At 58.0% G+C, this 22551-nt stretch carries 17 protein-coding genes and 2 tRNA genes; 10 read left to right on the top strand and 9 right to left on the bottom strand.

Features of this window, described 5'->3' with window-relative positions; genetic code table 11:
• Nucleotides 1-51 precede the first annotated feature (51 nt).
• A complete protein-coding gene (locus QP381_RS06865) occupies nucleotides 52-1392 on the top strand; it encodes an AGE family epimerase/isomerase (RefSeq protein ID WP_179370015.1) in 1341 nt (446 codons plus the stop codon).
• Between the two features lie 170 nt (nucleotides 1393-1562).
• Nucleotides 1563-1649, top strand: a tRNA-Ser gene (locus QP381_RS06860).
• Between the two features lie 93 nt (nucleotides 1650-1742).
• Here the strand turns inward: QP381_RS06860 and QP381_RS06855 are convergent.
• The 3 genes from QP381_RS06855 to QP381_RS09685 form a co-directional block, all read right to left on the bottom strand.
• Nucleotides 1743-2186: a DUF3021 domain-containing protein gene (locus tag QP381_RS06855; RefSeq protein ID WP_179370014.1), complete on the bottom strand. Its 444-nt coding sequence runs from the start codon at nucleotides 2184-2186 to the stop codon at nucleotides 1743-1745.
• Between the two features lie 41 nt (nucleotides 2187-2227).
• Nucleotides 2228-2701, bottom strand: coding sequence for a LytTR family DNA-binding domain-containing protein (locus QP381_RS06850; RefSeq protein WP_179370013.1), 474 nt, complete (start codon nucleotides 2699-2701; stop codon nucleotides 2228-2230).
• Nucleotides 2702-3480: 779 nt separating this feature from the next.
• Nucleotides 3481-3621, bottom strand: a complete 141-nt coding sequence (locus QP381_RS09685) for a DDE-type integrase/transposase/recombinase (RefSeq protein WP_006680413.1) — start codon at nucleotides 3619-3621, stop codon at nucleotides 3481-3483.
• Between the two features lie 527 nt (nucleotides 3622-4148).
• On the opposite strand from QP381_RS09685, the gene QP381_RS06840 reads away from it, so the two are divergent.
• The 4 genes from QP381_RS06840 (at nucleotide 4149) to QP381_RS06825 (ending at nucleotide 8301) form a co-directional block, all read left to right on the top strand.
• The gene (locus tag QP381_RS06840; protein WP_285068157.1) at nucleotides 4149-5831 is read left to right on the top strand and encodes a hypothetical protein; all 1683 of its coding nucleotides are present in this window, start codon (nucleotides 4149-4151) and stop codon (nucleotides 5829-5831) included.
• A gap of 150 nt (nucleotides 5832-5981) precedes the next feature.
• Nucleotides 5982-6070: transfer RNA gene (locus QP381_RS06835), tRNA-Ser, on the top strand.
• Nucleotides 6071-6310: 240 nt separating this feature from the next.
• A complete protein-coding gene (nagB, locus tag QP381_RS06830) occupies nucleotides 6311-7087 on the top strand; it encodes a glucosamine-6-phosphate deaminase (RefSeq protein WP_179370010.1) in 777 nt (258 codons plus the stop codon).
• Nucleotides 7069-8301 (top strand): N-acetylglucosamine-6-phosphate deacetylase, encoded by a 1233-nt coding sequence (locus QP381_RS06825; protein WP_285068156.1) that lies wholly within the window; start codon nucleotides 7069-7071, stop codon nucleotides 8299-8301. Before nagB ends, QP381_RS06825 begins: the two co-directional genes overlap by 19 nt.
• 306 nt (nucleotides 8302-8607) lie before the next feature.
• Here the strand turns inward: QP381_RS06825 and hemL are convergent, their stop codons facing one another.
• The 6 genes from hemL to hemE form a co-directional block, all read right to left on the bottom strand.
• Nucleotides 8608-9927: a glutamate-1-semialdehyde 2,1-aminomutase gene (gene hemL / locus QP381_RS06820; protein ID WP_285068154.1), complete on the bottom strand. Its 1320-nt coding sequence runs from the start codon at nucleotides 9925-9927 to the stop codon at nucleotides 8608-8610.
• Between the two features lie 108 nt (nucleotides 9928-10035).
• Nucleotides 10036-11019 carry a porphobilinogen synthase gene (gene hemB, locus QP381_RS06815; RefSeq protein ID WP_285068152.1) on the bottom strand — a complete coding sequence of 328 codons (984 nt, stop codon included), beginning with the start codon at nucleotides 11017-11019 and terminating at the stop codon, nucleotides 10036-10038.
• A gap of 6 nt (nucleotides 11020-11025) precedes the next feature.
• On the bottom strand, nucleotides 11026-11865 hold the full coding sequence (locus QP381_RS06810) for a uroporphyrinogen-III synthase (RefSeq protein WP_285068150.1): 840 nt from the start codon (nucleotides 11863-11865) through the stop codon (nucleotides 11026-11028).
• Entirely contained in the window at nucleotides 11862-12878 is a 1017-nt protein-coding gene (hemC, locus tag QP381_RS06805) for a hydroxymethylbilane synthase (protein WP_179370306.1), read from the bottom strand. The genes QP381_RS06810 and hemC overlap by 4 nt, the downstream gene beginning before the upstream one ends.
• A 202-nt stretch (nucleotides 12879-13080) precedes the next feature.
• Entirely contained in the window at nucleotides 13081-14631 is a 1551-nt protein-coding gene (locus QP381_RS06800; protein WP_285068148.1) for a protoporphyrinogen/coproporphyrinogen oxidase, read from the bottom strand.
• Nucleotides 14628-15737: a uroporphyrinogen decarboxylase gene (gene hemE / locus QP381_RS06795; RefSeq protein ID WP_285068146.1), complete on the bottom strand. Its 1110-nt coding sequence runs from the start codon at nucleotides 15735-15737 to the stop codon at nucleotides 14628-14630. Before hemE ends, QP381_RS06800 begins: the two co-directional genes overlap by 4 nt.
• Before the next feature lie 152 nt (nucleotides 15738-15889).
• On the opposite strand from hemE, the gene QP381_RS06790 reads away from it, so the two are divergent.
• The 4 genes from QP381_RS06790 to QP381_RS06775 all read left to right on the top strand — a co-directional run bounded on the left by QP381_RS06790 (nucleotide 15890) and on the right by QP381_RS06775 (nucleotide 22550).
• Nucleotides 15890-17089, top strand: coding sequence for a glutamyl-tRNA reductase (locus QP381_RS06790; RefSeq protein WP_179370005.1), 1200 nt, complete (start codon nucleotides 15890-15892; stop codon nucleotides 17087-17089).
• Nucleotides 17034-18338: a ferrochelatase gene (locus QP381_RS06785; protein ID WP_285068144.1), complete on the top strand. Its 1305-nt coding sequence runs from the start codon at nucleotides 17034-17036 to the stop codon at nucleotides 18336-18338. Before QP381_RS06790 ends, QP381_RS06785 begins: the two co-directional genes overlap by 56 nt.
• 66 nt (nucleotides 18339-18404) lie before the next feature.
• Entirely contained in the window at nucleotides 18405-19148 is a 744-nt protein-coding gene (gene hemQ / locus QP381_RS06780; RefSeq protein WP_103632965.1) for a hydrogen peroxide-dependent heme synthase, read from the top strand.
• A gap of 546 nt (nucleotides 19149-19694) precedes the next feature.
• Nucleotides 19695-22550 carry a DNA polymerase III subunit gamma and tau gene (locus QP381_RS06775; protein ID WP_285068141.1) on the top strand — a complete coding sequence of 952 codons (2856 nt, stop codon included), beginning with the start codon at nucleotides 19695-19697 and terminating at the stop codon, nucleotides 22548-22550.
• The last annotated feature ends 1 nt before the right edge of the window (nucleotide 22551 follow it).

Genomic DNA, 22551 nt, shown 5'->3' with positions numbered 1-22551 from the left:
ACTCCGGTGCGCGTACGTGACCATGCAACGAAGATGATGCAGGAGGCCCTCGTGGGGTGGTTCGACTCTATTGAGCACAACAGGTGGCTATCAGCCCAAATGCAAGCGTTAATCGCCGAAGCAGAAGGGGCGATTGTGCCCACGGGCTTCGCGCATCTGACCGATCAGGGCGAACCTGACCCGACCCGAAGCATCGACCTTGCCGTCACCGCGCGAATGGCATACGTCTTCTCGCTGGGTGTTCTGATGGGCCTGCCTGGCACACGTCGCTACGCCGACCATGCCATCAAGTGCATGAATCGCTACTTCGTTGACCCTGTCAACGGGGGCATGTGGACCTCCATCAAGTCTGACCCCGACGCCGACGGACACGGCGTCCCGTGGGATGACGGCGTCCGTGACAAGTCGCAGTACCACAACGCGTACGTGATCCTTGGTGTTGCCGCAGCCGCGGTCGCCAACCGCCCGGCTGCCCACGAATTGCTGACCACCCTGCTCCACGACCAAGAACGCCACTGGATCGAACCAAATGGCCTAGTCGTTGATCAATTCGACGAAGCATTCACGCAAGCGTTGCCGGTACGCACTATGGGCACTCTACTCCACACTGCCGAGGCCTACCTTGCTGCCGCCGAAGCGACCACCGACCCCGTCTGGCTCGAACGCGCCGAAGCGATGGCGGCCTTCGTGTATCGCACCGCGTCCACAAACAACTGGCGCCTGCCCGAGTACTACGACAACTCATGGCGGCCGCTGACCGGAGAACCTCAGGGGCAGAGCGACGGGCGTCGCGTCTACCACGGCTACGTCACCGGTCATGCTCTGCAGTGGTCGCGCCTTGCCCTGCAGATTCGTGCCGGCCTACGTTCCATGGATCGCACCGTGCCCGACTATCTGATGGAAATGGGCCTCGAACTATTTGAACGCGCTCGCGTTGATGGTTGGCGTCGTTGCGACGGCGAACCTGGTTTCGCCACCTGCGTTGATGCCATGGGTGAGCCCGTCCCAGGGGAAGATGAGCACCAGCAGTGGGTTGTCTGTGAGGGCATTACCGCGGCGGCGTCCCTGCGTCGTGCCTACCTAGATGACGGCGTCACTCCCGGCGAGGTTGAGCACTTCGAACACTGTTACCGTTCTTTCCTTGATTTCGTTAATGACTACCTGATTTCTCAGCCGGGACGCTGGGTTCGTCGCCTCGACGCGCACAACCAGTCCGTTGTTGCGGCGAAGTCGTCGCGCTGGGATGTGTACCACGCTGTTCAGGCGATGCTTGCCGTCCGAGTTCCGCTCTGGCCGCCCTACGCATCCTCCCTGTCGCGCGGACTGTTGGATCATCCGGAAGAGGCGCCGTCGGATAAGAAGTCGTGGAACCTGTTCCACTTCCGCCACTGAGAATCTCAGTTGGGTGGTGGTTCCGTTACTGATTGACGAGGCCGGCCACGCTTGACTGATCTTCTCGCTTACCGTGGGGCCACGGATTGTGTCATCATGATGCATTCCGTGGCCTCAGGTGTTTGTTCGGTTCTGAGTTTGAATGTTTTTCATGTACTCTGAATCCCACTGGAGGGCTGACCGAGTGGCCGAAGGTGACGGTCTTGAAAACCGTTGTGTCAGCAATGGCACCGGGGGTTCGAATCCCTCGCCCTCCGCTCTGGTATGTGTCGCGACATTGTGTTGTGCAATGTCGCGACACTTTTTTGTGCACCTCGTATGTCGTCGATGGGGTGGCGCTTAACCCGGCTTTATCGCAATTTTTGGTTCATCTTTTTGACTTCGGCGCGAGCCACTAGCCAATTGAATAGCCAAATCAGTAGATAGATAAGCGCTATTGTGATGATTACGCCGAGCATATCGAAGTTAGATCCCCACCATTTAAGGTAACTGCCAGCTGCGATGCCACAGATAAGTATGATCCCGAAATGCAGGGCGGTATTGAGGATAAGCGGGCGGGTTTCGTTACGGTACAGCAGCCCCGCAAAACTACTAATGATGCCGTAGGCTGCGTAAATAAGCCGCTCAATTAATACTGCCACGTTTTTGTTTCCAAAACTGTTTAAGAATTCTGGAACTCCCGGGTAACAGCTAGAGGAGGAAAGAGAAGAAAAAATAAGTTCAATACTGGTGCCGATAGTGATCCCAATGCAAGCCCCTACCAGGGTGAGACCAATTATTTTTTTAGTTTCCATGGGTTTTATCCTTTGCGTGAGTTAGAGGTTTTCTGCGGGGGTTAGATTCCGAGTTTGGATTTGAAAGCTGGAAGTTGCCGGCGGGAGACGTAATAGCGCGAGCCATCTTTTAGCTGCACACTAATCGTTGCCGAGAAAGAAAGATCAAGTTTCTTAATCGCGGCAATATTGACAATCTCCGATTGTGAAATACGTACGAAATCGCCTGCAGGTAGAGATTCTTCGAGTTCGTACATTCGGGCTTTGATCCGCCAATCACCCTTACTGGTGTGAGCAAACACCGCTTTCTTTTCAGTAAAGAACGCGAGGATCGCACGCACTTCCAACACCGTGGCGTCATTGCCACTTGTCCCGATGAGGCGGCGAAGCGGGCGCTCGACTGCGGGGGAGGAAGAGCTATCTAGGCTACCGGAAGCAAGCCTTTGAATCGCTTGCACCTCAGCATCGACCTCCCGCGCCGTTACCTTCACGATAGTTTCAGTTACGGTGGGATCAATCGTGAGCGTGAATTTCATTCCGTTCCAACTCCTTTCCTCTCTCACTTACCGGCGATAATCCGTAAAACCAGGACGTTTGCGTATCTGCTACTTACAGTTAAAAGCCTTATTGCCGGCAGTACAAGTAATCTGAACTAAGCGGTATAAAAACCACGCCAAGCGGGAGGGTTTTGAGGCTCCCGCCCGTCCGCAAAGGTAGATTTTCTACCCTGAAAGTATCCCCAGAAAATGTCCGTGGTTACTGCTGCCCTGAGATCTTGCGTGCAGTCGTTGTGGCGAAGACGCTACCGGGTCTATCTGTAATTTCTAAATACTACTTCTGTCATGAAAAGTACGTGGTGCCTCATGTCAATTTGAGCGCGAAATGAAGTGTCTTGGGTTTTGTTCTGCTTCTTAAATTGGGTGCCAGTTGTCTGGCGTGGGTCTGGTTATAAGTTGTGATGATCTTGGTTGGGGTGTGGTGCTCAAGAGCTTCGTGTAGCCGCTTGGTGTTCTACCAGTGAGCCCAGTTCATCGTCGCGAACTCGACCTCCGTCACTCCTGCTCAGGTCTGGGAGTAGATCAGCTCGGTCTTGTATAGCCCGTTGATTGTTTCTGCTAGAGCGTTATCGTAAGAGTCTCCAACTGTTCCAGTGGACGAGGCGATACTATGCTCGGCAAGCAAACTTCCATAAGCGCTGGAGACGTACTGAGAGCCATGATCACTGTGGTGGGCCAGCGAGGCGAGATTCCCCTTTGGCCTGGCTAATCGCCTGATCAAGGGCTTCCAATGGCAATGCCTCGGTTCGCATGGTTGATCAGGTGGACCAGCCCACAATCATGCGTGAGAATACATCGGTGACAAACGCTGTGTAAACGAACCCGGCCCGGGTGCGGACATAGGTAATATCAGCAACCCAGAGCTGATGGGGGTGCTTAGCGCGGAAGTTACGCTCCATAAGGTCTGGTCGCCTATCCGGTACGTGTGTGGGCTGAGTAGTGATCGGGGATCTGCCCCGACGCGCGCCACTGACACCCTCATGGACAATGCCGGGTCCTGTTTTAACCGCTCCTTGACAAGACACACTGCTCAAGCTTTGAACTCTTGCGAATAATGTTGGGCCATAGCCCTTATCCTCCTCGATAAAACCGAGGAACAAAACCCAGGACCCTTCAAAACCAGCTGAAGAAAACACCTTCCGACAACTTCGCCTCAACCAATGGGTCAAACAAAACGTGCGGTGGATGCCCATGCACGTGTGGAACCAAAACTCTGCCCTTGTTGATCTTTCTGATCTGGAGGGGCGGGTGTGTTACGGCGGGCTGGATCTTGGGGCTAATGAGGGCTAATGCCCGAATCTTAGGGGTGCTGGACGGGCTTTATTTGGGTCAGGGTGCGCGGATAGATGCGTGCCTTCACCTTTGAAATAAGGTGAGCCTAATGTAATGTAGCCATGCCTAAAAAGTCCCAGAAATGAGAGTAGACATGAAAGTTCAACTGCGTGTTGCTGGAGTCGCTACATGTGTGGTTCTTGCTACCAGCATCCTAGTCACCCCGACGGCATGGGCGGCCGGGGCGAACCTGACCGGCGACCGATACAGCCCGGCTTCGAGCATGTTCGGAACCATGCGTGCGCGCTACGCTGACACTCAGCCGGGACCCATAATGGCTCTCGGCGACGCTACCGTCCAGCCACTTGCCGCCAGCCGTTTCGACGTTGAACCGAAAGCAGACGTCAGCGTTGACTACACCGTGTCGATCCCGCTTCAGCAGGTGAAGGAAGAAAAGAAGGCAACATTCGTCGTCGAAAACGAAAAGGGGCGACTCACTAACTACGACGTCGAGTTTCTTATCGACACCAAGGACTGGAAGCATCTGCCTGCAACCTGTACTCCTGCCAGCCAAAAGATGCCCGAAGGATCAACTGTTGAGGTAACGTGCACGCTTCCCGACAACGCCTACTGGCTCAGTGCATACCATAATCCCGCGTCAGAGTGGGGTTATGAAAGGTATGGAGCCTGGCAGATTGCCTCGCAAGCCCAACCGGAGCCGGGCAAACCTGTTTTTCCTGCTGACCCCGTCGTTACGATCGATGGGAAGCGTGCCACTGGCACTATTGAAAACAATGTCTGGACTGCAACGGTGAGCGTCACTCGCACCGCTCCGGCAGATCACGACATGACTGAAACGCACACGCCGGTGGTGAACGTTGACGGTAAGGATCTGGCAAACGTCCCCTCGTTCACGGTCGCAACCAGCGCAAAGGCTCCTGTTGCCCCGACCGTAAACGCGTTGTGCGACATTGATTCGAAGTCCCAGCAATCGGTGACTGTGGAGTCCTCAAAAGCTGAACTGTCGGGCACTGCAACCGTTACTCACCAAACCAAGGATCGTTGGCAGTACAAGGGGATAACGGGGCAAACCCAAAAGAGTGTCACCGAAGGTGAAGAAGCCTCTTTCGAACTTGTCGCCAATGCTGAGCAAGTTGCTAACCCCCAGGCGGATCTTTACGTTACATATCTGACGATTAAGCATGCAGGTATCGAATCAACGAACTGGACTGCTTCGCTTAATAATGATGCGGAGGGAACCTGCTCGCCCGATCCGCTCTACCTTCCGAAGGTGGATGGCAAGGGCGCTCCTGGCGAAGCAAACCTTGCGTGTGTTTCCAAGAAGAAGCCCGACTACGTTCTGCTGGATTCAAAGGATGACCCGCAGATCCAAGCTACCTTAACCCTGGGTGCAGTTGCAGATCAGTCCAAGGTTCAAGCGTGTGCAGTTAAAGCTCCAATGCTTGAAGTTGACGATCAGCCGGTTGCTGGAACGGTTGATGGAGACACGTGGAGTGCGAAGCTACCGACCCAGATCTTGAAGCCTACGGTGAAGGTCCCTGCAACTCAGACGCTTCAGATTCTTTTCGAGCAGTCCATGCAAGAGCCGGTAACTATTCGTGCACTTGCGGTGGCAAAGCCTAGCGGTGGGAAAAACGAAGTGGCTACACCATTGAGTGGGAGGCCGATGAAGAAAGCTGAATCCACGCTTGCACTCACTGGTGCATCGATTGTGGGACTTCTCGGAGTGGCAGTGCTTGTTGGTCTAGCGGGTGTTGGTGCACTGATATCTCGTCGTCGCAAGGATGAAGACTCGGTAACGGTTGATCGTTCGTAACAGTTGATCGTTCCTGAGGACGAGAGAACTCGGCTCGACTGAGCCGAGTTCTCTCCATCGGGGAGTGCCATGCTTTCGTCATGTGATTTCGATGCGCCAATTTCCCTCACGGCATCGAAACCCGTTAGGATTAGTGGGTACTTCCGTACTGGAGACGTGGCTGAGTGGCTGAAAGCGCACCCCTGCTAAGGGTGTGTACGTGTTGAAGCGTACCGCGGGTTCGAATCCCGCCGTCTCCGCCCTTGAAGCGCTAACCGCCTAGAATGAAACCAGTCCAATTTTTGGGGCTAGTCCATTTCAACGAATGGCGGGGTTGTGTTGTGGTCGCCGGTTCCGGTGGCATGATTGGCGTTACGTTATGGGCATAATTCCACCGCGCTTCGCACATGCGGTGAACGTATTCCGCGACAATCGTCCAAATCATAAACTGATGGCATCGGTTAAAAGACGCACTTGGGTCATCAAAGGAGTCCCACACCATGCAGATCGGTATTTTTAAGACGGCTGACGAAGTTGCAGACGTCGCTATCAAGGAATTGATTGATGTCCTGTCGGTCGCCGACGTGAAGACGCTGGGTGTTGCTACGGGTTCTACTCCCTTGGCTCTTTATGCTCGTATTCGCGATGCTCACGCAGCGGGGACGTTCTCTCTAACGGATTTCAAGGCGTTCGCGCTTGACGAGTATGTCGGCATCGCCGAGGATCATCCGGAGGGTTACCGTAAGGTACTGTCCCGCGAGCTCGTCGGTGATGACAAGACCGGCCTGACCGAAGAAAACCTCAATGTTCCCAACGGTTTCGACGACGATCTTGAGGCTGCAGCGAAAGACTATGACGAGGCAATCAAGGCTGCTGGTGGCGTGACCCTGCAGATCCTCGGCATCGGTTCAGATGGTCATATCGGCTTCAATGAACCGGGCGGTTCGCTGGTGTCGCGCACGCACGTTGATGCGTTGACCAAGCAGACTCGCGAAGATAACTCTCGCTTCTTCGACGGCGACGTGAGCCAGGTTCCGACCCGTTGCATGACGCAGGGCCTGGGCACGATCATGGATGCGAAGCACCTGCTGATGATCGTCACCGGAGAAGGCAAAGCTGACGCGGTTGCAGCGATGATCGAGGGTGGCGTTTCGGCTCTCTGGCCGGCGTCCATCATCCAGATGCACCCCAGCGTCACGGTTCTGCTCGACGAAGCGGCTGCCTCAAAGCTCGCCCACAAGGAGGTGTACACGAACGCGTGGGAGATCCTGCGATGAGCGCCGCGGGTGCACTCCCAGTCAACGGACTGGTCGACGAGGACTCTGTCGTCACTCTAACCGGGCAGGTACTGGACGCTGACGGTCACACGCGTGGTTCCGGCCTGGTTGTGAAGGATGGTCGCGTTGTCGAGGTTCTGCCGTATGACGAGTCTGTGAAGGGCTGGATTACTCCGGGTTTCATTGACATTCACTGCCACGGTGGCGGGGGATGCTCGTTCCCGGATGAGCCGACGTTTGAAAAGATCATGACGGCGATCAACGCTCACCGTCAGATGGGGACGACGGCAATGCTGGCGTCAACGGTGTCGTTGGTGGACCCATTGCCGGCGATCCGCGAACTCGTCGTAGCCTGCGAGTCCGGTGATCTGATTGGCATCCACATGGAGGGCCCGTACATTTCGCCTCACAAGTGTGGTGCGCAGAATCCGGAAGCGGTACGTAACCCCGACCTTGATGAGCTACGCACGTGGCTTGAAGCGGGCAAGGGTTACATTCGCTCGATGACGATCGCTCCCGAAGTGGAAGGTGCTACCGAGGCTGCGAAGCTCCTGTTGGACTACGGCGCAATCCCGTCGTGGGGGCACACGGTGTCGTCGGGGCCTCGTACTCGCGAGGTCATCGCTGAGACGACCGCCTACGCGAAGCAGATCGGATTCAAGACTCTGCCGCAGACTGCGACGCACCTGTTCAACGCAATGCCTGGGATCACGCACCGTGCTCCTGGTCCTGTCCGGGAACTGCTCGTTGCTGCTCGTGCGGGTGAGGTCGCCGTTGAACTGGTTGCTGACACGATCCACGTGGACGCTGACTTGGTGTCTGACGTCGTCCGCTTCGTCGAGCCTGAAAACCCACACGGCGTTGTCTTCGTGACCGACGCGATGGCGGGCGCTGGTATGCCCGACGGTCATTACCAGCTAGGTGGCTTGGACGTGGACATCACTGACGGTGTTGCTGTTCTTGCAGGAACGGACACGATTGCCGGTGGCACGGCTCGTATCGCCGAGGAACTGCAACGCTTGGTGCGAGGCGGATTCTTGAGCATTGAACAGGTTGTTCGCGCAGGCGTTGGTGCGCCCGCCGCGGTGCTCGGAATCGAGGGACGCGCTGGCGTGACCCTCACTTTCGCCCCTGGTGTCGTCCTGAATGCCGTTGTCTTTACCGAGGATTTTGAGGTTGCTGAGGTCTACAGGGAAGGCCAGCGTCTGAAGTAGGCCAATCTGGTCGCTGTTTTCACGCATTGAGCGCACGGTGTCCCCGCTGACGAGCACGTCAGCGGGGACACCGTGGCGTATAGGGCATACGTGTGCTGTGTTGGAATGCCTCCGCGGGCTACGGCGCTTTTATGAGTCGTGACTTCTACGAGCCCTTCTAAGCCGTAGCTCCCTCAAGATACTCGCGTAGAAGAAGCGTCTAGAAAGACGTGCCCGCTGTCTGGGAAACCAGGTAGCGGGCACGCCCTATCAGGAGGGGGTAGTGCTCTGACATTCTCGTCAGATTGTGGGGGCGCAGGCGAGCCTTCACTGTGGCTTTACGGCGCGTGCAGCTGCGCGCGCCGCTACAGGAGCCGCCGCGGCAATTGCTTCAAACTCCCGTTCGCCATGCGAGGCTGACACGAACCACGCTTCGAAGAGCGACGGTGGCAAGGAAACGCCGGCATCAAGGAAAGCATGGAAGAACGCCGGGTGACGCCACGTGTCCTGCGCCTGCATTTGGGCGTAGTTGACCAGTGGAGCTTGCGCGGCCTCGTCCCCAAACGCGATGGAGAACAGTGAACCGGCGCGCTGAATGCCGAAGGGGACACCCTCGGCGACAAGGGCAGACGACACGATGTCGATGACCGTCTGCGCGGCTGAGTCAACATGGTCGTACACGCCCTGATCGGCAAGCTTCAGGGTGGCAATACCGGCTGCGGTCGCCAGCGGATTGCCGGACAGGGTTCCTGCCTGATAGACGGGACCGAGCGGAGCCAGCAGGTTCATCACATCTGCGCGTCCGCCGACCGCCGCCAGTGGCATACCGCCACCGACAACCTTCCCGAACGCGAAAAGATCGGGTGCCCAACCACCTTCGGATGCTGAACGCAAGCCCCACATTCCGCCGGCGGAAACGCGGAAGCCGGTTAATACCTCGTCCAAGATCATCAGCGCACCGTACTTTTCAGTGACGCGACGAATCGCTAGGTTGAACGATCCGGGATCAACGACGCCCATATTGGCCGGCGCACCTTCGCAGATGACGGCAGCAATTTCTTGACCGCGGGTGGCAAAGCATTCTTCGAGGGCCACCTCATCGTGGTAGGGCAACACGATCGTCTGAGCGGTGACCGCAGTCGGCACGCCCGCGGATCCGGGCAAACCTCCGGTAGCAACCCCCGATCCGGCGGCCGCAAGCAAGGCGTCAGAATGCCCGTGGTAGCAGCCGGCAAACTTCACGATCAGGTCGCGACCGGTCGCTCCGCGTGCCAGACGCATGGCGGTCATGGTGGCTTCAGTGCCGGTGGAGACGAAACGGACGCGCTCGGCGGGGCTCACCCTGGAACGGATCAGTTCGGCGAGTTCAACTTCCGCCTCGGTCGGCGCGCCAAACGACAAGCCTTTCGCTGCCGCCTTCTGAACGGCTTCGATGACTGCTGGGTGCGAGTGTCCCAGCAGGGCGGGTCCCCACGAACACACCAGGTCCACGTATTCGCGCCCAGTCGCGTCCTTCACATATGCGCCCTTCGCGGATGTGATGAACGGCGGGACGCCACCGACGGATCCGTACGCGCGCACGGGAGAATCAACTCCGCCGGGAATCACGCCTAAAGCACGGGTGAATAGTTCTTCGTTGGTGGTCATCGGGTTCTCCGTATATTCATGAGTCTAACGTCGTATAGAAATTGACGAGGCCGGTCAGTTTTGCGCTGTTTTGCGCAGTTGCCGGGTGTCGCTGGGTGGTGCGCGGGTTTACTTTCGAAAGCGTTTGGCAACTTCAAGCGCCCAATAGGTGAGCACCATGTCAGCGCCTGCGCGCACGATCGCGGTGATGGATTCGTCGATGATGGCATCGCGGTTGATCCACCCGTTTGCGGCGGCTGCTTCGACCATGGCGTATTCGCCGGACACCTGGTAGGCGGCGACTGGGACGCTCGACAGTGAAGCGACTTCAGCCAAAACATCAAGGTAGGCAAGCGCGGGCTTGACCATGACGATGTCAGCCCCTTCCTCGATGTCGAGCAGAACCTCGCGCACGCCTTCGCGCTTGTTCGCGGGATCCTGCTGGTAGGTGCGACGGTCGCCTTTCAGGGTCGAGTCGACGGCTTCGCGGAATGGGCCGTAGAACGCGGACGCGTACTTTGCCGAGTAGGCAAGGATGGCAACGTCTGCGTGCCCATTATCGTCAAGCGCTTCGCGGATTGCGCGCACCTGGCCGTCCATCATCCCCGATGGGGACACCATGTGGGCGCCGGCTTCAGCCTGAGACAGAGCCATCTTGACGTACAGGTCTAAGGTTGGATCGTTGTCAACGCGACCCTGTTCGTCGAGGACACCGCAGTGCCCATGGTCAGTGAATTCGTCGAGGCAGGTGTCGGCACAGATGACGAGTGCGTCGCCCACTTCTTCGGCAATGGCAGTGATGCCACGGTTCAGAATCCCGTCTTCTGCCCACGCCTGCGAACCGGTCGGATCACGCACCTCGGGCACACCAAACAGGTCAATCCCGCCGATGCCAGCTTCGGCGCACTCGGCTGCGTAGCGACGCAACGAATCAATGTCGAACTGGAACTGGCCCGGCATTGAAGTGATCGGCACGGGAGAGTCGATGCCTTCGCGGACGAACACGGGTGCGATCAGTTGCTGGGCGCTCACTCGAGTTTCGCGGACGAGGCCACGCATCGCAGCAGACTGTCGAACTCGGCGGGGGCGGAAGAATGGAGCGGGAGAAGTCATGGAAAGTCAGATCCCTTTCTGTGGTGAATGACCAGCATGTGTTTCAAGAATGCGCTTGATACAGTCGGCAACCGCGTCAGGAGTGGGATGATCGGCGACAATGACCTGAGCTTCGGGAGCGATCTCTGCCATCGTTGTGGCGCTCGCCTGTCCCAACACAATGACGGGGATATGGGGGAATAAGTAGGGCGCAACGTCTTTCAAAGCTCGCGCTGATGAGGGGGCGGTGATGACCGTTGCGGCCACGTAGGTGGACGAGCACATTCTGGCAAGCTCGAGAGAATACCGTGGAGCGATCGTGACCGTTGTGTAGACCGGGTAATGACGGACAGGATAGCTGGCCTCGCTCAGTATCTGGCGAAGCTGAACCCTGGCGATTGCCGACTGTGGAAGTAGTACTTCACGAGTCTGGACACTGCGCTCGCGATCGAAAGCGACAACAGCGTTCGCCAAGTCCTCCCCGGACCCTTCGGACTGCAGATCAACGTCGATGCCGAGCGCTTTCAATGCTTTTGCTGTGGCGGGGCCAACCACGCCGATGCGCGCGCCTCGTTCGTGCACGCACTTCATATAATCGACAAAATTCTCGATGCGATGTGCGCATACGCGAATCGTGCGCGCTGAAGTAAACAGAATCCATCCGCACGAACCCGTTGACGCGTACGTCATGAGATCATCTGCGAAACGCTTGCACTCCTCGTCACTCACTGTGGTGCGAGTGAGTTCCAAAGATTCAGCGTGAACGTGAACGTTCGGAGTCGAGAGGGCTTCGATCGCCTGCCCAAACGGGTCGGGGCGCTCCTTAGAATGCGAGCGCGTGATGAAGACGTGTGCGTCAGTGCTCATTTCGTCTGATTCTTCGTGGCGTGTATGTCAGCGACTTCTTCGGCCCCCGCCCCAAGCAGGGTCTGCGCAAGCGCGCGTCCCAGTAAGATTGCGGCCTCGTGCGTCTCGGTGGAGATCGCGGACGTGGAATCGTGGACCTGGGGAATGGGGCACGAGGCCACACGTTCAAGCACCTGGCTGCCATCGGTCGCGATCACGCGTCCGTGCAGGGTCAATACTCCGTCGTCGATTGTGCCAAGCGCTCCAAGTGGTGCAGCGCATCCGGCACCCAATGCGTTCATGAGCGAGCGCTCTGCAGTTACGCCGATGTGTGTTGCCGGGTCATCCAACGACGCAACAAGAGCGATCAACGCGGGATCCCAGTCGGATCGCACTTCAATAGCCAGTGCCCCTTGGGCGGCGGCAGGAAGCATCTGATTGGTCGGAAGGTACTGTGCAATCGCCTCTGACATGCCTAAACGGTTGAGCCCTGCGGTTGCTAATATGACGGCGTCCAGATCTTCGTTGATGCGTGCGAGGCGCGTCGGAACATTGCCACGAATATCGACGATCTGAATGTCGGGGCGGGTAGCCAGAATCTGCGCACTACGCCTGGGAGAACCCGTGCCAACCTTTGCGCCTTCTGGAAGCTCTGCCAACGGCGCGCCACCTCGCGAACAGAGAGCGTCACGAACATCCTCGCGCGGTGGCATCGCGACGAGGGACAAACCGTCAATATCGCCGGTCGGCAGATCCTTACACGAATGCACGGCAATATCGCATTCGCCAGCCAGTAGAGATTCGCGCAGGTGGGCAACGAATACCCCGGCTCCCCCCAGCTTCGACAGAGGAGTTGGGTCAACGTCGCCGTGAGTCGTGATATGAACAAGCTCCACGCGGACGGGGGTGCCCGCATGTGTGCCAGCTTCTTCGATCGCGTCCGCCACTATCTGCGATTGGGTGAGGGCAAGCTTCGAAGCTCGCGTGCCCAGCTTGAGGACGGGGGTATCGGAAGCGGGGATGGGGGAGTTCATGGTCACCATTGCAGATTAGACGAGATGAGGGTAATTCGATAATTGATAGTGACAAAAGTCGGTTCTCTTCACGTAATTCTTCGGATTCAATTATTTTATGACAGAGTGAATTAAAAACTATCTGGAGAGTCGGAATTTATGTGACAGATATTCGGCAATAGGTAATGACGTAATTCGTATTTCAGGATTAAATGAATTCTTTTCACCTGCCGAAAAGGAGTGAGCGCCTCTCACCCCGTACGCGCTGACGTGCATCTGCCACCACGCTGGCGATTCCGGAACCTGATACCCACGCCCCACAAATCAACAAGCCGGGTAATGATTCCGCCTTCTGACGCAGGGCGCTGATTCGACGAGCCAAGTCGGGTGTCGCCTGCGCCAAAGTGCCATTCCAGTGAATCACCCTGTGATTGATCACGTTCTCGGCTCCAAGATCCGTACCGGTCAGCACGCTAGCGTCATGCAGAAGCTCGCCCAGTGATGGCGTTCGATCTTCATCCCCTGGTCGACCGTGAGACAGGCGAAGAAGATGAACGTGCTCCCCGTGAGCCTCGCGCAATTCGTCGGCAATCCATGCCCACTTCACATCCAGCTGAGAAAGTGCTTTCGCGCCTACAGGGCACTCGGCAACGCTAGAAATATCGGGCGAAACCAGCAATCCAGGACCAACCGGAGCGCTATCCAGCGCCTCTGCTCGAACAGTGAGGAAAGACCGCACAATCGGCGCGCCCGGCGCAAACGTGCATTCTTGGGCTTCCGGGAACAAAGGGGTGAGCACACGCAGAGCGGGTGCGTGCGAACACGCCAGAATGACGCGACTGGCTGTGAGCAGACGTCCGACCGACGTTCGACGAGGTTCTGCGGAAGGAGCTCCAGCCGGGGTCGTATCGCGAATATCCACCTGCCATTGGACGGTGCTCGAGTTGCTGGCGCTGAGAGATGCGCGACAGATCGCTTCCGCGCCGCAACGCGTCGCAATCGCGGAACCCTTTGCCAGAATCTCAGCTGTAAGGGCGTCGATCAGAACCTGCATTCCACCCTCGATGCTGACGTCGCCACGTGACCCGCTCGACTTTTCCAGTCGTGCGCCAACAGCCTTCGCAAGGCTCCCGTGATGGAGTAGGTCAGCGCGCATCCCGGGTAGTACGCGGTCGACATCCAGCTTCTCAGGATCCTGCGAGTGAATGCCAGCAACCAGCGGGCGGACCAAGCGATCAAGCACGACTCGCCCCATGCGGGCTTCAATAAACGAGGCCACGTCGGCGCATTCGGCGCCGACGTGGGGAGGTAAAGTCAGGTCTTCGCATGCGCGCATCGCCCCTTGATCCCCAAGAATTGCCCGGACTTCTGCCGATGCTGGGTCAGAAGGGATGCCCATCATCGAGTCCGATGGGAACCGGTGAAGACCCCATGTGGTGTGGAGAGAATGAGGAACGGGCGGCAGGAAATAATGCGAGCGCCCTCCACTGGGTGCTGTGACTTTCAGCCCCAGCTCTTCAGCCATGGAGGTCATCGCGGTGCCTCGTAGAGCAAAACTCTCCGCGCCGATGTCGACGTGGGCACCACCCACCATCATTGACGCGACCTGCCCGCCCACATAGCCTCGCGACTCAACAAGCAGGGTCGTCTGGCCTGCTTTGACGGATTCCCAGGCGGAAACAAGTCCAGCAATTCCGCCACCGATCACGATCGTGTCCCAGTGATTGCGGGACAATTCGTTTGTCGATGAGATCGTGCGATTTCCGGCGTTCATAGCGAATGCACCAACTCGACCAGACGTGTCAGAACGCGTGGATCTGTGTCCTTTGGAACGCCGTGAGCAAGGTTGAAAATATGGGACGGTGCGGCCTTACCCTGACGAATAATCTGACGCACCTTTGCTTCAAGAATGTCGAATGGAACGGTCAGGTAGGCGGGATCCAGATTGCCCTGCAGGGGAACAGTATCGTCAAAAAGCGCGGATGCTGAGTCCAAAGAAATGCGCTGGTCAACGCCGATGATATCGCCACCTGCATCATGCATCGCGGTCAGCAACTGCGGTGTGCCTGTGCCGAAATGGATCATTGGGGCGCGCGTTCCAGTTGTTGAACTCAGGGCGCGACCGGCAACCTCGATCGCACGCGCTGAATAGGGGGACACGTGGCGCCGATAATCGTCTTCGCCCAGCACGCCAACCCACGAATCGAACAGCTGAGTGGCTGATGCGCCAGCCGATACCTGCTCGGCGATAAACGCTCCGGTGACATCTGCGCACCACGTCATCAGCCGATCCCATGACTCCGGATCCGAATACATGAACGCTCGAGCTTCGCAATGGTCGCGAGAAGGTCGGCCGGCAACCAGGTAGCAGGCGAGGGTAAAAGGTGCGCCACCAAAACCGATCAGGGGAGTGGACCCAAGCTGGGCAACTGTCATGTGTACGGCTTGGCGGATCTGCTCAATTCCGGGCGCGATTGAAAGCGACGCTCCGCGCTCTGTCAGACGATTAACGTCATCCGCGCAACGAATCGGAGACGCGATGACAGGGCCAACGCCCCCCACTATCTCCACATCCACCCCCGCAAGTCGCAGGGGAACCATGATGTCCGAATAGAACACCGCTGCGTCAACCCCGTGGCGACGAACCGGCTGTAGTGTCGCCTCACTTGCCAATTCGGGAGTCAGGCACGCGTCCAACATTGATGCCTGCGAGCGTGCGCGCAGCTCGCGGTACTCGGGCAAAGAACGTCCTGCCTGGCGCATAAACCAGACGGGGGTCGTGGCTGGTCGACGGCCTGACACTGCTTGCATGAACGAAGACTCGGCCACGGGTGACGTGGTGGCCTTCGTCGCCAAGGGCGCGTTGTCCGAAAGGGTCACGGTTTTCCTTACATGGTGGGGGCAGATTCAACAATTTGTTTTTATGTCAAAGTGTCATTTATTTTATCTGTCAGATTGTCGTTAAATGAATTTCCAAAATGATTCACATAAATTGTGAATCATAGGTTTAATTATGGTTTGATTGCGACGAAATGGGAATTCATATTTTATCCGTCAGCCATTCCGACCAGGGCCTTGATGCCGTGGCCGAGGCTAGTCGCACCACCCCGTCGATTGTCGATGAATTCCTCAAAGTCGGAGTGATCGACGGTGCGGTCACGATATCGACCTGTAACCGCGTCGATATTGTTGTCGACTCCGCTGAATTCCCGGTGGCGCTGAGTGAACGACTCGATGCGGTGACATCGCGCTCTGGTCGGGACGCTGTCGCCTACCTGTTTCGCGTTGCCTCGGGCTTGGACTCCATGGTTATCGGCGAACGTGAAATTGTCGGTCAAGTCCGTCGCGCAGCTGAAGTGGCCACGCAACGGGGGACGATCACTCCCGCTCTTTCGCGCCTCTTCCAATCCTCGTCCGCGGTGTCACGCAAAGTAGCTGCGAAAACAAGTCTTGCTGGCCATGGACGCTCCATTGTTCACGTCGCCCTTGACCTAGCGAAGGAAATACGAGGCGACCTCGGCGACCAACGCGCCATCCTCTTTGGAACCGGGTCCTACGCGGGTGCAACTGTCAGTGCCCTGCGCGACTATGGCGTCCGCGAGATCGGAGTCCACTCAGCGTCGGGGCGCGCCGAAGCGTTTTGTGAAGGTCACGGTGCCCGTCCAATTGTCCCCGACACCATTGATGACGAGCTTGCCCACGCGGACCTCATTGTTTCGTGCAGAGGCAGTGGTCAGCCGGTCTTGACCGCAGATCAGATCTGCGCGGTCGTATCCACCCGAGGCGCCGACAGCCCACTGATCATTGTCGATCTTGCGTTGGTTCCCGATATTGAAATCGACGATTTCGAAGCAGACCAGGTGGTTCGCATCGGCTTGGACAACGTCTCTGATCGTCTGCCCGCGGTCCAACGTGAAGACATCGACATCGCCGAAGCCATCATCGCCGACGCTGTCACAACCTTCGTCAACGTCGCCCATGGGGCGGATGTTGACCGTGCGATTGTGAACCTCAGAAACGCAGTTGACGCGATCGTCGAAGAAGAATGTGCCACTCTTTCTCACCGTGATGAGGACGAGGCCGCGCGCACTGCTCGAGCCCTCCACCACTTGGCGGCGCGTTTGGTGAACGCGCCCTGCCGTACTGCCAGGGCAGCAGTAGCAGACGGAAATGCGCATGAATACCTCGAAGCGCTTGAACGAGTCCTTGGAATTGGAGCAGAAAATGTCTGATCTGACCGCACCCTACGATGCGCTTCTCGTGGTTTCCTACGGTGGCCCGAACGGCCCCGACGACGTACTCCCTTTCATGCGTAACGCCACGAAAGGCAAGGGGATCCCGGACGAGCGCCTGCTGGAAGTCTCTGGTCACTACGGACGTTTCGGGGGAGTCAGTCCCATCAACGCCTGCAACGAGGCCTTGCTAGAAGCTCTGCGCGAGGAACTGCACTCACGAGGCGCGGACATCACTATTGGTCTCGGAAACCGAAACTGGCACCCCTTCATGTCGGAAACGATCGCGGAACTTGTCCAGGGTGGTGCCCGCAGAATCCTGATGATGCAGACCTCTGCCTACGCCTCCTACTCCGGATGCCGGCAGTACCGCGAAGATGTCGCTGACGCACTCGCCCTGCTCCCCGATGGTGGCAAGGACGTGATCGTCGATAAGGTTCGCTCGTACCACGATTCCCCCGGCTTTCTTACCGCCCAGATCGACGTTGTCAGCGAATCAGTGAAGACACTACTCGATCGAGGAACTGTGATTGACGATTTGCACCTCGTCTTCGTCACCCACTCCATCCCCACCCCGATGCAGGGCGGATCCGGTAATTCCGACAAGACCGGCTCAGACTACGCGGGTCAGCATCTCGCGCTCATGGAACTGATCGTCCCCGCAGTCGAAGAAAAGCTTGGACTCAAAGTAGGAACGCTGAAAACCGACTTGGCTTTCTGCTCGCGTTCGGGCAACCCGAACGCATCTTGGCTGGAACCCGACATCAATGATCGGCTCGAAGAACTCAAAGCCGAAGGCGTCAAAGCCGTCTCATGCGCACCCATCGGCTTTATTTCCGACCACATGGAAGTCGTCTTTGACCTCGACACCGAAGCCAAGCAAACCGCTACCGACCTGGAACTCGACTACGACCGCGCGCGCACCGTCGACACACACCCCGCATTCATCGCATCCCTTGCCGACCTCATCCTTGAACGCGCAGCCCGCGCTCGCGGAGAAAACCCAGAACAACCCTCGACCCTTCCGCTGGGCGCGTGGCCGGACGAATGCGCAAGCCACTGCTGTCGCATGATCGAAGGTCTCGACACGGGAAAGACAGTCGTTGCAGGGCCAACCGCCGCGAAGAACGGCGAACTACCCACGCACACTCACCCGCGCGACGCACACCACCCGGCCGAACCCGCCCAGAAAAGTCACGCGAATAAGCGCGATGGGCGGCCTCGTCAATCGGAGAAAACTGCCCGCTGAACATTCGCGCCAACTGAAACAAACAAGCAAATAGCTTCACACAAAGCTCACATCAAAGGAGAACCAATGAGCCAAACCGGAAAGACCTACTCGCACAAGGATCCGCGCGACGCCACCGACGTCGATATCGACGCCATCAACAACGGCTTCCACTACGGCCTGACCTCGGTCTTCGCGACCGGTGCACCGCTACCGACTGATGAAGTAGAACGCAAGGTCCTGGTTGAGGAAACCCTGGCAGCCATCACCCCCGAGGGCGTGGAACTGCGTGGCACCTACGACCTTGCTGGTCTGCGCGCCGACGCTGACCTGCTGGTGTGGTGGCTCGCCGACGATCCGCTCGCGTTGCAGAAGGCCTACCGCGGTCTGCTCGCGTCGCCCCTGGGTGCCTACCTGATCCCCGTCTGGTCCGTCATGGGCCAGCACACTCCCGCAGAATTCAACACCCGCCACGTGCCCGCATGCTTCGCAGGCGTCGCACCGCGCGACTGGATCACCGTCTACCCGTTCGTCCGCTCTTACGACTGGTACCTGATGGAGCCCGAAGAGCGTAGCGCCATCATGGCCGAGCACGGCAAGAATGGCTTCAGCCAGTACCCGGATGTCAAGGGTTCGACCCTGTCCGCATTCGGTATGTCCGACTACGAGTGGATTCTCGCATTCGAGGCTGACACGCTCGATCGCCTGGAGGGCGTGCTTCACGCTCAGCGCTACACCCGGGCTCGCCTGCACGTGCGCGAGGATCGTCCGTTCTACACCGGTCACCGCGTCTCGCTTGGCGAATGGGCTGACGTTCAGCCACAGGCGTGATACTCGCGATGGGGTGAAGCCCCTGACTACATAAACTGACTACATAATCTTTCGGGCTCGTGCCACTACCGTGGTGCGAGCCCGATTGTTGTGACACGCGCGGCCAGGATTCGACGAGTTGGCGAGCTAGGGACTGGCGAACACACTCTGAAGGCGTGGAGCAGAGCTGTTTGGCTCGAATCTCGGCAAGCTTCCATAGTGCGTCGGGAACGTGAATCGTCCGAGGGGTCATTGCTTGGGTTGTGTATTCCCATGCCCGTGGAACCCTCGGTTCGAGGGAGCTGTGAGGGAATCCAGAGTCAATTTCGTCTTTCCAGCGTTCGATGTCTCCGTCGTGCGGTTGCGTTTATGGGCTAGTGGCGAGTCGGAAAAGCGAAGGGGGAGCACCGAAATCTGATTATTCTCACGTTCGTTGAATAAACGGGATCTGAACACCGACTTTTCCTTGCTATTGAGGCGATAATGACGGTGAATATGGGGGAGTGGTTCTTCCCATTTTTCTGCCATGCAAACGCATTTCTACATGGGTACACGTAGGGTTGGACTGTGACCACAGCTCTGTATCGTCGTTATCGTCCAGACACATTCGCTTCCGTCATCGGTCAAGACCATGTGACGGGGCCACTTCGTGCTGCTCTGCGTGCAAACAAAGTGACCCACGCATACCTGTTCTCGGGTCCGCGCGGGTGTGGAAAGACCACGTCAGCGCGTATTCTGGCCCGCTGTCTGAACTGTGAGCAAGGACCGACTGATACTCCGTGTGGAACCTGCCCGTCGTGCGTGGAACTGGCCACCGGTGGTTCGGGGTCGCTCGACGTTGTCGAAATCGACGCAGCCAGCCACGGTGGCGTTGATGATGCGCGTGACCTGCGTGAGCGCGCCACCTTCGCGCCCGTGCGTGATCGCTACAAGATCTTCATCATTGACGAAGCCCACATGGTCACAAATCAGGGCTTTAACGCGCTGCTGAAGCTGGTGGAAGAACCCCCAGAGCACGTGAAGTTTGTCTTCGCAACGACAGAACCAGAGCGCGTGATCGGAACGATTCGTTCTCGTACCCATCACTACCCGTTCCGTCTGGTTCCGCCAGATGTGTTGGAACCCTACCTGCAGCAGTTGGCGGACGAAGAACACGTCAACATTGGCTCCGGTGTTCTGCCACTGGTCATGCGCGCCGGTGGCGGTTCAGTGCGTGACACTCTTTCCGTTCTTGATCAGTTGATGGCAGGCTCCATCGACTCGGCTGTCACGTATGAAACCGCTGTTTCGCTGCTGGGATACACGGACTCTGCTCTTCTTGACGAGATCGTTGATGGCCTCGCTGGTGGCGACGGTGCGGCGGCTTACCGCGTTATTGAACGCATGGTGGATTCTGGTCATGATCCGCGTCGCTTCGTTGAAGACTTCCTTCAAACACTGCGTGACCTGCTGATTATCGCGGTCGCAGGTGACGGCGCAGGCGATGTCCTGACATCCATCCCTGCTGAGCGCCTCGATCGTATGCGCCATCAGGCAGTGAATTGGGGTCCGCGTCCGCTGTCTCGCGCAGCTGATCTGACCGATGAGGCACTTCGTTCCATGACCGGTGCAACATCACCGCGCCTCCAGCTTGAGCTTCTTATTGGGCGCATTCTTGTGCCGACACCTTCTGGCCAGGCCGTTGCAGATATGCCACTTCCCGGCACGGTTGGCATGCCCGGTGGGGGTGCTCCAAGGGAACATCACGGTGCTGATTATGCTGGAAATAAGCCGATTGGTGCCGCCCCTTCAGCTTCTGGCCCCCAGGCGGCTCGCGCTGCGTTGGCGCAGACAGCCCAACGCGCTTCGCGCCCTGATTCGAACCGGCAGAACCAGCCGGCGGATCTGACACCACGTGCCCAAGCTCCTTCGTCTCCACATCGTGATGGGGAATCGGTTCCCGATGCTCCTACCTCAATGCCTCAGCAGGGGTCCTCGTGGCCCGATGTGGCTGTGACCCCTTCATCCTCGTGGGATGACTCGTCGGTCGCCCAGTCCCAGAACAGTGCTCCCGCTGTTGAGCCTGAAGAGCCCGCGCCTGCGCCAAAGGCGGAGCCCCGTTCGGTGGACGCGGCCTCGTCAACTGAAGCACCAGCTCGCCAGACACCACGTCAGAACGGCGGGAAGCAGGCGGACATCGTTCGAGCTCGATGGAATGAAGTGCTTGACCGTCTGGCCTCGATGAGCCGCGTCGCATGGTCGCTGATCAACACGAACGCGCAGTTGGGTGCGATCGATGGGTCGAACCTTGTGCTGGTGTTCCCCTCCGAAGGAATCATGGCGAACTTTGAACGCGGTGGCAGGCATCAGATCGTCTCCGACGCGATCTACGAGGTCACTGGTCTGCGCTATGAACTCAGCGCACAGGTGGGACAAGCATCGGGAGGGCCGGCAGTAACGGCACCTTCGGCACCTGCATCACACCATGCATATTCCGATCCGGCTCACGCCGATCACTCCTATTCAGGTCAGACACCGAACATCCCACTCAACAACAACGCGAACCGAGATGGACGGCCCGATGCTGGATGGGTTTCGGAGCCGCCCCCTTTTGAGCACCGCGTTGTCCAGGCTCCTGACGTCGGTTCACAGGCCCTGGGTGATCCAGCGCCACGTGTTGCCCCCGATTCAGCCCCACACGTCGGCTCTGATCCGGTAGCGTCGGATGACCCGTGGGGTGAAGTAGTTATTCGCACTCCGCACGAAGACGTTGAAGAGCCAGCCCAAGCGTGTGAACCTGAACCGCAGGACGGTCTGAGCGAATCACAACAGGTGCACAACGGCCCGCAACCTCGCCGTGATGACGCTTGGTCAGCTGGGGCTGACTCTGCTTCAACGTGCGTGGATGCGGATCCCGCTTGGCCGCTTGCGGATTCCAGCCCGGGTTTTAAGGTTCACTCGGATTCGTCGGGAGTATCCGATGATCGCCCCTCCGATAGCCACGGCGACGAGCAGGCAGATTCTGAGTCTTTAGCTCAGGCAGAACCGGTGCCTACCGGGGGGCCGGTACGCCGTGCCATGAGCGTCTTCACCTACGACGATTTTGACCCGCAAAATACGAGCGATAATCAGCAGACAACGCCCGGTGGCTGGGCGGATGCTCCCGTTGCTCAGACGAACTCGGTGAGCTTTGAAGACTCAGATGATACGGCTCAATCTGCAGGTGATGCCTGGGCTAACGGTGACAACAGCGCTGGTAGCGATGCCCATAATGATGGGCCTATCGATGACGATCAGGATTCCGCTCCGCTCGACATGGGTGAAGACCTGCCCTCAATGGATGACGAAGATATTGAAACCACAACCATGGTTGGCCTCCCCGTTGTCCTCGACGTCCTCGGTGGCAAGATCATTGAAACAATCCCGAACGGAAGTGAACGTTGAC

The sequence above is a fragment of the Pauljensenia sp. UMB6358 genome (assembly GCF_030216865.1).
In the GTDB taxonomy this organism is placed as follows: Bacteria; Actinomycetota; Actinomycetes; order Actinomycetales; family Actinomycetaceae; genus Pauljensenia; species Pauljensenia turicensis_A.
The sequence above is the reverse complement of the archived record's forward strand: the minus strand, read 5'-3'. Positions and strand labels throughout refer to the sequence as shown.